Raw genomic sequence first — 14,249 nt, forward strand, 5'->3', positions numbered from 1 at the left:
TCACACTTGATCATGGTTTCCAACCTTTCTCCAACCTTCGCACTTATATCCTAAAGAAATAACGTACAAAAGTACCTTATACCAAAGCTGTAGATCGTTAAATCAATTATAAGCAAAGGAATTTATATATGCGTTACATCGATCCTAACCAACCTGGTTCAAAAGTCCAATTTAAATCTCAATATGAGAACTTTATTGGCGGTCAATGGGTAGCTCCTGTAAGAGGAGAATACTTCGATAATGTTTCACCTGTCGATGGCAAAGTGTTTACAAAGATCCCTCGTTCTTCAGTTGAAGACATTGAACTTGCTCTCGATGCAGCACATAAAGCAAAAGCTGAATGGAATAAAAGCTCTGCTACAACGCGTTCAAATATTTTATTAAAAATAGCGGATCGTATGGAACAAAACCTTGAGTTTCTTGCAGTTGCAGAAACTTGGGACAATGGTAAACCAGTACGTGAAACTTTAGCCGCGGACATCCCGTTAGCGATAGATCACTTCCGCTATTTTGCTGGATGTATTCGTGCTCAAGAAGGCGGAATTTCAGAGATTGATGAAGATACGATTGCCTACCACTTTCACGAGCCTTTAGGCGTTGTAGGTCAAATCATTCCGTGGAACTTTCCGATTTTGATGGCGGCTTGGAAACTCGCACCAGCACTCGCGGCGGGTAACTGTATTGTTTTAAAACCAGCAGAACAAACACCTGTGGGTATTTTACTGGTCTTAGAACTTATCCAAGACATACTTCCACCAGGTGTTCTCAACGTTGTTAATGGTTTTGGTGCTGAAGTGGGTCGACCATTAGCAACTAGTCCTCGTATTGCTAAAATTGCATTTACTGGTTCTACTCAAGTCGGTCAGCTCATCATGCAATATGCAACTGAGAATATTATTCCAGTCACCTTGGAGCTTGGGGGTAAATCACCAAATGTCTTCTTTGAAGATGTGATGGACAAAGATGATGATTATCTTGATAAAGCGCTAGAGGGCTTTGCAATGTTTGCGCTGAATCAAGGTGAAGTATGTACTTGTCCTTCTCGTGCCTTAATTCAAGAAAGTATCGCAGATAAGTTTTTAGAAAAAGCAATCGAGCGAGTTAAACGAATTAAGTTGGGTCATCCATTAGATACTGAAACCATGGTTGGCGCTCAGGCTTCCTTAGAACAGCAAGAGAAAATTCTACGTTGTATCAGCACAGGTCGCGAGGAAGGTGCTGAAGTACTTGTAGGTGGTGGTGCTCGTCAAGAAGTTGGTGAAGGTTTCTATATTGAACCGACGGTGTTCAAAGGACACAACAGTATGCAAATTTTCCAAGAAGAAATTTTTGGACCTGTATTGTCAGTGACCACTTTCAAAGATTTTGATGAAGCAATCAAAATTGCCAATGAAACCATTTATGGCTTAGGAGCTGGAGTTTGGTCACGTTCTGCACATACTTCATACCGTGCAGGTCGTGCAATAGAAGCGGGTCGTGTATGGACAAATTGTTATCACATTTACCCTGCTCATGCAGCGTTTGGTGGTTACAAAAAATCAGGTATTGGTCGTGAAAACCATCGCATGATGTTAGACCATTACCAACAAACCAAGAACCTATTGGTGAGCTACTCAACTAAACCAGCGGGTTTCTTTTAAAAAAGCTTATTTATCTCGATAAGTCAGTTTAAAGTAAAGGCAAGTACACGAGTTGTACTTGCCTTTTTAGTTATTAGAAATTCACATAAAAATATCAGTTGTCGTGTAGTTGACAGATTTTCAAATAAATATATGTTTAAAGTGCTAGATCGAAACTTAGATCATCTTTGATTTGTACACGATGATGGTCACTTTTAAAACGATATCAATTATTTATCAAAATAAAATTCATTTAGGAAAGCACGGTTTATGGATTCAGGATTGATCACAATATTTTTACCTATTGCCTTAGCCATCGTTATGGCGGGTATGGGTCTAGAACTAACACTTAAAGACTTTGCGAGAGTCAGCAAACACCCTAAAGCTGTTTTAATTGCTTTGTTCTGCCAGCTCATTTTATTAGTGGGTATCGCATTTTTAATTTGTAAAATACTTGCTTTACCACCGCTTTTAGCAGTCGGTTTGATGCTATTGGCTGCCTCACCTGGTGGTACAACAGCCAATTTATTTAGCTATTTATATAAGGGTGATATTGCACTTAATATTACGTTAACTGCCATTAACGCTATTATCGCAGCGGTGTTCCTGCCCTTAATTGTAAATTTCTCGATTCTGCATTTTATGAATGAAGGACAGCAAGTCGGTCTGCAATTTACTAAGGTTTTACAAGTTTTTCTGATTATTTTAGTGCCTGTATGCATCGGAATGATCATTCGTCATTATGCACCGCATGTTGCTGAAAAACTGAATCGTCCTGTACGAATCTTTGCCGTGGTTTTTCTGCTGATTATCATTCTAGGTGCAATTATCAAAGAGCGAAGCAACTTGGTAGATTATTTGGGACAGATTGGTTTAGCAACCGCACTATTCTGCGCAATTAGTTTAATGGTTGGATATTTCGTGCCACGAATGTTAGGCATTAGTTCATATCAAGCACGTGCATGTGCATTTGAGATCGGGATTCATAACAGCACTTTAGCCATGACGATTGCTCTCACCATTATGGCAAGTACCACCATCGCGATACCTGCCGCGGTATATTCCATTTTCATGTATATCTTCGCGACTATATTCGGCATATTAATTACGAAATTTGCCCCTCAAGATGCTGTAAAAACAGTCTAATCTAAGATTTTTATCAAAAAAGCGTATAGAGATGCTATACGCTTTTTTTATGCATAATCGAATCACAATTGCGTTAACTGTGCTTTAAGTTTTGATCCAGACCATACTTTCGGCTCTGATTCTGCCTGTTTTACTAGCTCAATTAATTTTTGGTTAATTGGTGCTGTAAGATTCAACTGTCTAGCTAAATTAACAACCTCACCATTAATCCAATCGATTTCAGTTTTTCTTCCAACCATTAAATCATCAGCCATCGAAGAACGCGCAAGTGGATCAATCGCGAGCATTTTCTTACTGATAATCTTAAATATAGGATTGGGTAGTTTTAAAATTTTAGGAATAAATTGTGCTGGAATTGGAGTCAGTTTTGCTGGTTTGATTTTGGCTATTTTTAATAGATTTAATGTTTCTAATTGAGCAAGTGCCAAACACTGACGATATTCTCGAATAGATAATTCTTGTTTCAGTGGAAGTTGGGATAGCGCATTGATTGAATTATTTAAGTTCAATAATAATTTTGCCCATTGCACAGCTTGCATATCTTGTTCTAACTGAAATTCTAACTTTGCTTCTTGAAATGCAAGCACGAGTTCAGCTAATTGCTCATGGTTTTTTACATACAAAGCACCATCTGTTCCTTGGTGGAATCGACCATTCCCCAAAGCTGCGACATTAAAAGGTACCATTCCTTCGAGTATAGTGTGGTCTGTTAAAATTCGTTTTAGAATTCCCACATTACTTAAGCCATTTTGAAAACTGATAATAATGGTCTTTTTCTTTAAAATATCTTTTAATTCAAGGGCTACTTGTTCAGTAGATGTTGATTTTACGCAAACAAAGACAATATCAGCATGAGCTGCACCATTGGGATCAATGCTCATTTGTAATTGATTTACAGAAATAGTTTGCTTGAATCCTGTGTAATCTGAAACAGTTAAACCGTAAGTTTGAAGTTCTTGCTGAACTCTAGGACGAACAATAAAATCTATGTCATAGTCAGCAGCAACCAATCTACCGCCAAGATAGCATCCAATACTGCCTGCACCATAAATACATATTTTCATTGATGATCTCTAACTATTTAATTATATCTTGCTACTTTTCTAACATAATCAAGATTGCGGACATGATTTGTCAGCTAGCTTACAGGTTTTAAATTTTTCTCAAGAAAAAGCCCAATATAAGATTGGGCTTTAAGTTTAAAAAAGATTATGAGTTAAGACTTGGATCAGCTAATAAAGTTTCAGCAGCAAGTTTCCCCAAATTATTAGAGGCTAAGGGACTATCACCCGTTAACAGTTTTCGATCTTGATGAACTTGCCCTGTGATTCCCTTATTTAGGATTTCCACACCAAGCTTTTCAAGATTTTCGCCGACGAGCCACGGCAATTGTCCTGGCATATATCCAATATCAATATTGGCACCTTTATCTAATGAATCAGGGAAAACACAGACTTGATAGCCTTTAAAAATATAATCATTTGGGCTTTCATCAACTGCGGCTGCCAATAATGAAGCTGGACCATGACATAAAGTAATAACATATTTGTCATTATCCACTGCCCATTTTAATAAAGCCTTAACTTCTTTACTCTCAGGAATTTTAGCTAAAACCCCATGCCCACCTGGTATAAAAATACCAGCATAAGGTGAGTCACTGCTTAAAGCCTGATCTAAAATATCTGCCAATTTTAGTGGTGATTTAAGTTGTTTTTCGTACTTGTGATAGGTATCCAAAACCACTTTCTCTTCTTTTGGCATTGCCCACATTTCAAGTTTTACTGGATTACCTGAAAGTGTTGCAACGTCAAAGGCAAAACCAGCATTGTCCAAATGGAACATCGGTAACAACATTTCTACTGGATGATTTCCTGTAGAAAAGAACTTGTCATTTTGCATCAGAATATAGCGTTCATCCGTTGCAATCATGAGGATCTTTTTATCGCCTTGATATGGATTTGGATATGTAGTTCCGTCATAGTCAGTTTTAGGAGCTGTATACTGACTTAGAGAATAAGGTGATGGAAAAAAAGCATTATCTTCAGCTAGATCTGGAGTTGGGTTACGATCATCTGTATTTGTTGTCATGTTTAAATTCCTCGTAGGATATGTTTGATTTACATATTGCTTTTCCAAGTGATCATTCTCAAGCTTGATGTATAAATAGGCATAGATTGAATACGATTAGGCAAAATTACGATTTAATTTCGAGTACCACTTTTCCAACATGTTCACTGCTTTCCAAACATTGGTGTGCTGCTGCAACCTCTTCAAAAGCAAAAGTCTTATAAATAATCGGTTTACATTGACCTGTTTCGATTAGTGGCCAAACAAACTGCTCCAATTCTTGGGTAATTTTTGCTTTTTCATCATTGGTGCGAGCACGCATCGTTGAGCCAGTCACCAAAGCGCGTTTGAGCATGAGTTCTTGAATATCAAAGCCATCTACTTTTCGACCGCCCATAAATCCGATAATTACCAGTCGCCCATCTCTTTTTAGCAATCTTAGATTCTGATTAAAGTAAGCAGCACCGATAATATCCAAGATCACATCAACACCTTGCTGATCTGTGCGTGATAAGATTTCTTGTTCAAAATCTTGCTTCTTGTAATTAATAACCGTCGAAATCGAGCTTAATTTTTCCGCCTTTTCGTCGCTTCCCACTGTGGAAAAAGTCTGAATACCCATCGCATGACATAAGCTCAACGCTGTAGAACCAATTCCACTTGCTCCTCCGTGAATTAACACGGTTTCATTCTTTTTTAACTGCCCAATTTGAAATAGATTTGCCCATACTGTGAAATAAGTTTCTGGAATAGCCGCAGCTTCAATAAAACTCAGATTTTTTGGAATCACTAAAGTTTGATTTGCAGGGACAGCACAGTATTCTGCATACCCTCCACCGTTGGTAAGCGCACAGACCTTATCACCGACTTTAAATTTTTCTACTTTTGAACCGATTTGAGAAATGATGCCAGCAACTTCCAAGCCTGGAATCTGCGTTACACCTTTCGGCATTGGATACAGCCCTTGTCGTTGCAAAATATCAGGGCGATTGATGCCTGTGGCATGGACTTCAATTAGTACTTCATCTTCTTTAATCTCAGGTTTCTTACCTTGTACAACTTTTAGAACTTCAGGACCGCCAGCTTGAGTAATTTCGATATATTTCATTTGTTCACTACTATTTTGATTCATGATTTACTCATTCCTTATCTATATTTACTTCAGTTTGATTAGGAGAAAAACCAAACTGCTTTTTAAACTCTCGACTAAATTGAGATGAGCTTTGATAACCAACAGCATAAGCTGCTTGAGCAACGCTTTGGTTTTCGTTTTGCAACATTTGTTTTGCCTTATGCAACCGCGTGACTTTGAGATACTGCAAAGGTGAATGTAATGTGACTTGTTTGAATGCTTTATGAAACGCAGAAATACTCATATTGGCTTGCTCAGCAAGCATTTCCACGGTTATTTTTTCTGTAAAATGATGTTGAATATATTCACAAATCTTATAAATCTGTCGTAAATTGCCTTGAACTACTAATCCTGTTAAAGCATCAGCACCCGAATGTTGAATCACTCGATACAATAACTCTCGTTTAATTTGTTCACCTAAAATCAAGCAGTCTTGTTCTGAACCTAAAGTTTTTAATAGTCGTATCAATACATTCGAAATGGTTTGATCATATTGAATTACACTCATGCCTGTGGTGAGGGGTTTAAATTGCTCATCTTCAAAATATGTTTTTGCCAACAACTCATTTACCGTATCCGCCTCTAGTTTCATGCTGACTGCAATCATAGGCAATTCAGGACTCGCTACCGTATCACAATCAAATGGCATAGACACGGAGACGATAAGGCATTCGCCTTGCTGAAATGCATAGGTTTCATTTCCGATATAACCACGTTTACTGCCTTGTAAAACAAAAACTAAGGTCGGTTCTTGCAATACGGCTAATGGTGGTGTGTTGTGATCTACACGCATCAAAGTGATGCCATCTATTGCCGTAGCAAAGAAGCCTTCTTTAGTAACAAGTTTTAGAAAGAGTGCAGTTAGTATTTGATCATTCATCATGTGTCATCTGATGATTTGAAATTTGATCTTTATTATTAAATAGCAAACAGATAAAAGATGTTAGTTTTATGCAGGATTAGGCATAGGAAAAAGAGTTTTGTGAAGTTCATTTAAACATGTGATATAGATTTATAAAAATGAGCTAGCAAAAACTAAATATTATTTATTATCAGAAAAAACAATAGCTAAGAAAAATAATAGTGTTATAAAAACACCCACGCCTAAACTAACCATAATTATTTCTAGATTCATAAACTCCATCAATATACCATGTTTTCCCCACGCACCATCAAAGCCATGATTTTCAGATTTCCTACCTAATCCTCCAATGATACAAAACCCTATACTAGAAATAAAAAAAATACTTAAGGAAGCCTTCCATAGTTTAAAAAGTTTGAGAAATGAAATTAAACTCATTCCAAGTATAGTCACAATTGAAGCTACAACGGCATAATGCCAGTTATCCATAAAAATCCTTATTGCTCACCATACTCTAATCTTAATAAAACTGACTCGAATCTAACATCTGTAAAGTAATTTTTTTCACTTCATCACGACTTTGCCTGATATGTGCTTCAATCGCTTGAATGGCTTCATCTACTTTACGATTAAAAATATAACCCAGTATTTTTTGATGCTCCTGATAAGTCGCTTCAACGCGATAATCTTTTGAGAAGTCTAAACGACGAATAATACGGATTCGCTCACTCAAATCACGATGAATTCTCGCCATTTCATTATTTCCAGAGGCGCGAACCAATGCGCAATGGAAATCTTCATCTTGTTGTGACAATTGTTTAATGTCTTTTAGATATTGATGAGGTTCAATCAACCATAAATCTTTTAGAACGGATAATTCAACCGAGTTTTGATGATCCATCTGGCAAAGTTTACGAATGGAATCTTTTTCTAATACGATCCGCACATCATAAAGTTCTTCATAATAACGAAAATTGAGAGGTCGGATTTGCCAACCGCTACGAAAACTCACATCAACATAACCCTCTTGTTGCAAACGATATAGTGCTTGTCGGATTGGGGTGCGACTTACATCATAAGCTTTTGCAACTTCAGATTCAGTGAAACGTTCACCTGGCATCAGTTTGAAATCAAAGATATCATTCTTGATGCGTTGGTAAACCAGCTCAGACAAATTGTCTGAGCTTTTTGTTGTTTTTATTTTGGTTTCTTTCATGCAACCTTGCCTTATTCCATATAAACCAGTGGTTCACCACTATGTACGGTTTGCCCTGCTCTACAAATAATGGCTTTTACAATGCCATCTTCTTCTGCATAAACAGGAAGTTCCATTTTCATTGCTTCAATAATAGCAACAGTTTCACCTTTTTTAACCTCTTGACCATGTTCAACAAAAATTTTCCAAATATTACCTGTCATCGATGCATTTAATGATGCTAAATGACTGTAATCAGCATGGTTATTTTCTTGAATCTGTTCTTCAGGTTGAGCTGAAAACTCCTCTTTCCAGCGATCCACTTCAGTTGTGAATGCTTGTTGTTGCTTAGCTTTAAACTCGGCAATACTTTCAGCTTCATTCTCTAAGAATTTTACATAATCCGCATAATCGAATTCTGTTTCTTCAATCTTGATCTCAGCACGACCATTTTCAAAGTCTGCACGCCATTGATTCAATTCCTCTTCTGTCACTTCAAAATATTTAATTTGATCGAAGAATTGTAAGAACCATTGTTTATCACCAAATTGTTTGTTTTTCTTAAACTTGTTCCAAATTGGTAAAGTACGCCCAATCAATTGATATCCGCCTGGTGAATCCATGCCGTAGATACACATGTACATACCACCAATACCGACTGTTCCCTCTGCGGTAAAGGTACGAGCTGGATTATATTTAGAACTGAGTAAACGATGGCGTGGGTCAATTGGGACGGCACAAGGTGCAGTTAAATACACATCACCCAAGCCAAGAATTAAATAGTTTGCATCAAAAATAATATCTTTGACTTCATTCCGATCCGCCAAGCCATTAATGCGTTGGATAAAATCAACATTATTTGGCAACCAAGGTGCTTTAGAGCAAACACTTTCTTGATAGCGTTCAACTGCGCCTAAAGTGGCACTGTCTTCAAATGCCATTGGCAAATGTACGATCCGAGATGGGATTTTTAATTGGCTCAAATCGCCCATTTCTTCTTCAAGTTGAAGTAATTGAGCAATCAATTGTGATTGTGGAATTACTAAGCCATCGTATTTAATCTGTAGTGAACGAACACCCGGTGACAGTTCCAATACGCCTACAATTTTTGCATCACGAATCATTTGAATCAGTTGATGCACCCGTAAACGCAAAGCCAAATCTAAAACATTTTCGCCGTATTCTAAGAGAATATAACTATCACCTGCTTGGCGATACACTGTTTTTGGCGACAATTCAGTTGGTTCTCGTTGTGCCAAAATCGTACTGACAACCTCTTGAATTGGCTCAATTGTTTCTACAACTTTGCTTGCTTCCGCAAAGTTTTGGATATTTTCAATTTGCTGACGTTCAAGTTCATTGGCTTGTTCAACACTAATCGGATAAAAACGGATTTTATCATCAGCTTTGAGCTGCCCAACTTTCCAAAGTTCTGCTTTGGCAATAGTCACAGGACAAACGAAACCACCTAAACTTGGACCATCTTTCGCCAGAATCACAGGGAAATCGCCTGTGAAGTTAATTGCGCCAATCGCATATTCACAGTCATGCACATTGGATGGATGTAAACCTGCTTCACCACCATTTTCTCGTGCCCAGCTTGGTGTTGGTCCTGATAAACGAACGCCTAAACGATTTGAGTTAAAGTGAACTGTCCACTCTGATGCAAAAAACTCTTCTACATATTCAGGTTTAAAGAAATCTGGTGCGCCGTGTGGGCCATATAACACCGCAATGTCCCATTCATTACTATATTCAGGAATCAATTCAGCCGATAACGCTTGAGGTTCATCATGTGCAAGTGGCAATTCTGCACTAGCAAATGCTGGATCAACCATTTTAATCATGTCACCGACACGTAAGGTACGACCAGCATGACCACCAAAATTACCAAGCGCAAAAGTAGAACGACTGCCTAAATATACAGGGACATCCAAACCATTTCGAACCGTTAAATATGTACGGCAACCTGATTCAACTTGACCGATTTTTAGAATTTGTCCTGCTTTAACTTCTACAGGCTTCCAAAAATCAATTTCCTGATCATCTAACAAAGCAGTACAGCTTGCTCCCGCCAAAGCAATAATCGTATTTGTGTGAAACTTTAAGGTTGGTCCAACTAAGGTAAACTCGAAACCTGCGGCTTTAGCATCATTTCCAACTATACGATTGGCAAGCTGAAATGCATAATCATCCATTGGACCCGATGGTGGTACACCAATATCCCAATAGCCTGTACGACCCGGATAATCTTGAATTGAACTCAACGTTCCTGCTTGAATCACTTCAATTACGTTTGGCGTGTAGTTGAAATCATCCAACATTCTTGTCCAAATTTGCATAGATTCAAAACGCTGATCTGAAACGATGGCACGTGCGTAATCTAAGTTTGTGCTGATGCCATTCAATCGAGTTTCAGCCAATACATTCTTTAATTTTTCAATAGCACTAGCACGATCATCAGCATGCACAATAATCTTGGCAATCATTGGGTCGAAGTATTGAGAAATCTCTGTGCCTGTTTTAACCCAAGTATCAACACGTGTTCCCTCTGGAAAGGTGACTTCAGTCAACACACCGGGACTTGGTTGGAAATTTTTTACAGGATCTTCAGCATAAACACGAACCTCTATCGCTGCACCTTTAGGCTGAATATTGCTGAGATATGCCCAATCAAGTTCATCACCAGCAGCAACTTTGAGCATGCATTCAATTAAGTCTAGACCCGTAACCATCTCAGTGACTGGATGCTCAACCTGTAAGCGTGTATTCACTTCTAGAAAATAAAACTCATCTCGATTGGCATCGTAGATAAACTCAACGGTTCCTGCACTACGATAATTAACGGATTTCCCCAGTTCTATCGCTGCTTGATGTAGTTTTTTACGTGTCGATTCAGGTAAATTTGCCGCAGGCGTTTCCTCTACTACTTTTTGGTTACGACGTTGCAAAGAGCAATCACGCTCACCAAAGGCAACGACTTGTCCCTTTCCATCACCAAAAATTTGCACTTCAACATGACGCGCTTTATCAATAAAGCATTCAATAAATACGCCTGCATCCTTAAAGAATTGTTCGCCCAAACGTTTTACACTTTCATATGCATCGGTTAACGCTTGTGGTGTTTCACAACGTGTCAAACCAATACCACCACCACCAGCAGTACTTTTCAGCATAATTGGATAACCAATACGATTTGCCGCCGTAAGGGCTTCCTCTAAGCTATCCAACAATCCAGTTCCCGGTGTCATTGGTACATTGGCAGCACCAGCCAATTCACGAGCACGATGTTTTAAACCGAATTCCAGAATTTGCTCTGCTGTTGGCCCCATAAAGGCAATATTATTTTCTTCGCAAGCACGAGCAAAATCAGCACTTTCAGAAAGAAAGCCATACCCCGGAAAGATTGCCTCCGCGCCAGTTTGTTTGGCCGCCTGAATTAATTTTTCAATACTCAAATAAGTATCAGCTGGTTTTAAACCATCTAATGCAATTGCAATATCAGCATCTTCAACATGTTGCGCATAACGATCACTATCCGAATACACAGCAACACTGGTTACACCTAATTTTTTAAGTGTGCGAATCGCTCGAACAGCAATTTCACCACGGTTTGCAATAAGTACAGTTTTAAACATGATGATTTCCCCCCAATTAATTCGCTGTGTTTGCTGCTTGGCTGTTACGATGCTGGATATAGGCTCTCCATCCACCAAAATGACTAATATTCTCTGCATCATCTATGCCATAAGGCTCACAGATAAATCCTTTCACCCAACGTCCATCTTCTAACTCGACACTACCCATGCCTAAAGGTGTTGGAATTTCAGCCACAAATTCACCAAATCGAGCAGTTGGGACATCCCACAATTCAACAATTATGCTTTGACCATCTTGCTGACGTGCTAAGCCGGGTTTCGGTGGAACGGTGCCATTCAAAGCATAAAGCGCATAGTTTTTAGAGGTCGTTGTGGTTTCGATATGTACGGCATCACGTGTGGTGAGCTGAAAATTTAGCGGCATACCTGTCAAATGAGCACCGACGACTGCAACACGAATATGATGTTGCGAAATAGGTGTAGCAGAACTTAAAGGCAGACTTTTATCCAATGCGCCCAATTTGAGAGCAAGATAGTTTTGCCATGCCTTACCAAAATGCACCAATGCCGCATCATGCCAAGCTGGCGCAATTAGAGTGATTCCAAATGGTAAATGGTCAGCCCTAAATCCTGCTGGTAAAGCTAAAGCACTCAAATCTGCCAAGTTGGTAAAGTTAGTGTAGGTTCCTAAATGAGCGTTATATTCAATCGGATTTTGTTGAAGCTGCTCAATGGTATAAATTGTAGGTGCAGTTGGAACAATTAAGGCATCAAAGTCAGCCAATCTTTGTTGGATTTTTCGAGCTAGGTCTTGTTTTAAATATTCTGCATTGTAGGCATCCACCGCTGAATATTTTTCACCGTTTTTAATAATTTCTAATACCGTTGGATCAAATGCATCAGGATTATTTTTCAGTAAATCCTTAACTGCTGCGGTACGCTCTGCCACCCATGAACCTTGGTAAAGTTGCGCTGCCAATTGCTCAAAATCTGAAAAATCAATTTTAGTGATCTCAGCATTTAATGACTCAAGTAATTGGATTGTTTGCTGAAACGCTTTTTCAGCCTGTTCATCTCCAAAGAAATTTAGTTTTTCTGGAATGGAAAATTTTAATTTGCTAGAGAAATGCGCTGGCACATTCTTTGGATGCTTACGTGAATAGCTGTCCAATGGATCATATGCTTCCAAAACATTTGCAACCAAATCTGCGTCTACAACGGTTAAGGCAAAGACCGAAATACAATCTAGACTTTTACATGCAGGCAATAAACCACGATTTGAAAACCGCCCTTTGGTTGGCTTTAACCCAACAATATTGTTAAACGCTGCGGGTACACGCCCTGAACCTGCGGTGTCTGTGCCTAATGCAAATGGGACAAATCCACGGGCAACCACACTTGCTGAACCTGAACTTGAGCCGCCACTGACATATTTAGAGTTAAATGTATTTGCAACAGCACCATATGGAGAGCGAGTTCCTACTAAACCTGTTGCAAACTGATCAAGATTAGTTTTACCAACTACGATTGCACCTGCTTGCTTCAACAAACGCACTGTTTCAGCATCTTGTACTGCAATTGTATTTAATGCCTTACAAGCTGCGGTAGTTACAAACCCTGCAACATCAATATTATCTTTCACTGCAAACGGAACGCCGTAGAGTGGAAATTGTTTTGCTAAACTCTCAGCTTCTTTAGTTAATTCATTGAGAAATTGAATTTGCTGTTCAATCTGTTCTACGGTCGCAATTGAAATCCACGCATTATCTTGAGGATCAATTGATGCAACTAAATCTTTTAAAGTATCAAGTTTGATTTCATTTTTTGAATAAGCTGTTTGCCACTCTGAAATTGTCCAACCTAAAGTTTTTATCTCATGCATTTTATGAATCCCATCTTGTATACAAGTTTGGATAAATAAATGCAGAAAGTGTGCCAGTTTATTTTTTACATAAAATTCAAATAATTACCTTATCCATCATGAAATTTTAAACTTGTAGATTAACTAATGGTGCTAAAAAGGCTTTGTTTTAATGCGCTTGCGCCACAATTCAGCAAGATGCGATTTTATTTAAGGGCTTAAGCTTAGTTTTAGAGCAAAGTTTTTCTTGAATTTTACAATTTGAGAAATTGAAGCTATGAGTTTGATCATTGTCAGCAATTAGCTTTGAGCAGAACAAAAATCCTGATCGTTAGAGCATCTATATTAGGTTTTTTTGAAATTTTGAGAGGCTTCATTATGTAGCTTTTGATGATGCAAAAGCTGGACTGCTCCCAGTATCCTAGACATGAGACCGCCTCATTTTGAAGCTGTCTCAAATGCTTCTGGGCTCATCCCATCGAGATGCGAATGACGCCTGATTCGATTGTAAAACATCTCGATATAATCAAACACATCCGCACGGGCCATTTCTCGTGTTTTATAGATCCTCTTTTTAATTCTTTCCTTCTTTAAACTACTAAAAAAGGATTCAGCAACAGCATTGTCCCAACAGTTTCCACGACGACTCATACTCGGAACTAAATTATGCTTTTGACAGAATTTCTGCCAGTCTCCGCTACTGTATTGTGAGCCTTGGTCTGAGTGTATGATCACAGGTTCATTGGGTCTGCGTCGCCATACCGCCAT

Annotated in this window: 11 protein-coding genes; 2 read left to right on the forward strand and 9 right to left on the reverse strand. The window is 38.6% G+C overall.

The features are described 5' to 3' along the window. Positions 1-128 precede the first annotated feature (128 nt). On the forward strand, positions 129-1,640 hold the full coding sequence (gene exaC / locus MKL32_RS12120) for an acetaldehyde dehydrogenase ExaC (RefSeq protein WP_004911212.1): 1,512 nt from the start codon (positions 129-131) through the stop codon (positions 1,638-1,640). A 249-nt stretch (positions 1,641-1,889) separates the two neighbouring features. Continuing rightward, a complete protein-coding gene (locus tag MKL32_RS12125; RefSeq protein ID WP_270900597.1) occupies positions 1,890-2,765 on the forward strand; it encodes a bile acid:sodium symporter family protein in 876 nt (291 codons plus the stop codon). Between the two features lie 62 nt (positions 2,766-2,827). Here the strand turns inward: MKL32_RS12125 and MKL32_RS12130 are convergent, their stop codons facing one another. From MKL32_RS12130 to MKL32_RS12170, 9 genes are all read right to left on the reverse strand, one after another. Further along, positions 2,828-3,829, reverse strand: a complete 1,002-nt coding sequence (locus tag MKL32_RS12130; RefSeq protein ID WP_130575836.1) for a 2-dehydropantoate 2-reductase — start codon at positions 3,827-3,829, stop codon at positions 2,828-2,830. Between the two features lie 145 nt (positions 3,830-3,974). Further along, complete coding sequence (gene hchA, locus MKL32_RS12135; protein WP_270900598.1) at positions 3,975-4,853, reverse strand: glyoxalase III HchA; 879 nt, start codon at positions 4,851-4,853, stop codon at positions 3,975-3,977. Between the two features lie 106 nt (positions 4,854-4,959). After that, positions 4,960-5,964, reverse strand: coding sequence for an NAD(P)H-quinone oxidoreductase (locus tag MKL32_RS12140; RefSeq protein WP_270900599.1), 1,005 nt, complete (start codon positions 5,962-5,964; stop codon positions 4,960-4,962). A 7-nt stretch (positions 5,965-5,971) separates the two neighbouring features. Further along, on the reverse strand, positions 5,972-6,847 hold the full coding sequence (locus tag MKL32_RS12145; RefSeq protein WP_270900600.1) for an AraC family transcriptional regulator: 876 nt from the start codon (positions 6,845-6,847) through the stop codon (positions 5,972-5,974). 159 nt (positions 6,848-7,006) lie between these two features. Continuing rightward, positions 7,007-7,315 carry a hypothetical protein gene (locus MKL32_RS12150; protein ID WP_270900601.1) on the reverse strand — a complete coding sequence of 103 codons (309 nt, stop codon included), beginning with the start codon at positions 7,313-7,315 and terminating at the stop codon, positions 7,007-7,009. A gap of 31 nt (positions 7,316-7,346) precedes the next feature. Continuing rightward, a complete protein-coding gene (locus MKL32_RS12155) occupies positions 7,347-8,042 on the reverse strand; it encodes a GntR family transcriptional regulator (RefSeq protein ID WP_270900602.1) in 696 nt (231 codons plus the stop codon). A gap of 11 nt (positions 8,043-8,053) precedes the next feature. Then, positions 8,054-11,659 (reverse strand): urea carboxylase, encoded by a 3,606-nt coding sequence (uca, locus tag MKL32_RS12160; protein ID WP_270900603.1) that lies wholly within the window; start codon positions 11,657-11,659, stop codon positions 8,054-8,056. A 16-nt stretch (positions 11,660-11,675) separates the two neighbouring features. Further along, positions 11,676-13,502: an allophanate hydrolase gene (gene atzF, locus MKL32_RS12165; protein WP_005402595.1), complete on the reverse strand. Its 1,827-nt coding sequence runs from the start codon at positions 13,500-13,502 to the stop codon at positions 11,676-11,678. Between the two features lie 417 nt (positions 13,503-13,919). Then, a partial coding sequence (locus tag MKL32_RS12170) for an IS3 family transposase (protein ID WP_270900281.1) occupies positions 13,920-14,249 on the reverse strand: 330 nt, incomplete at its 5' end.

Origin of the sequence: Acinetobacter sp. AOR34_HL (assembly GCF_027854795.1) — a bacterium.
Classification (GTDB): domain Bacteria; phylum Pseudomonadota; class Gammaproteobacteria; order Pseudomonadales; family Moraxellaceae; genus Acinetobacter; species Acinetobacter junii.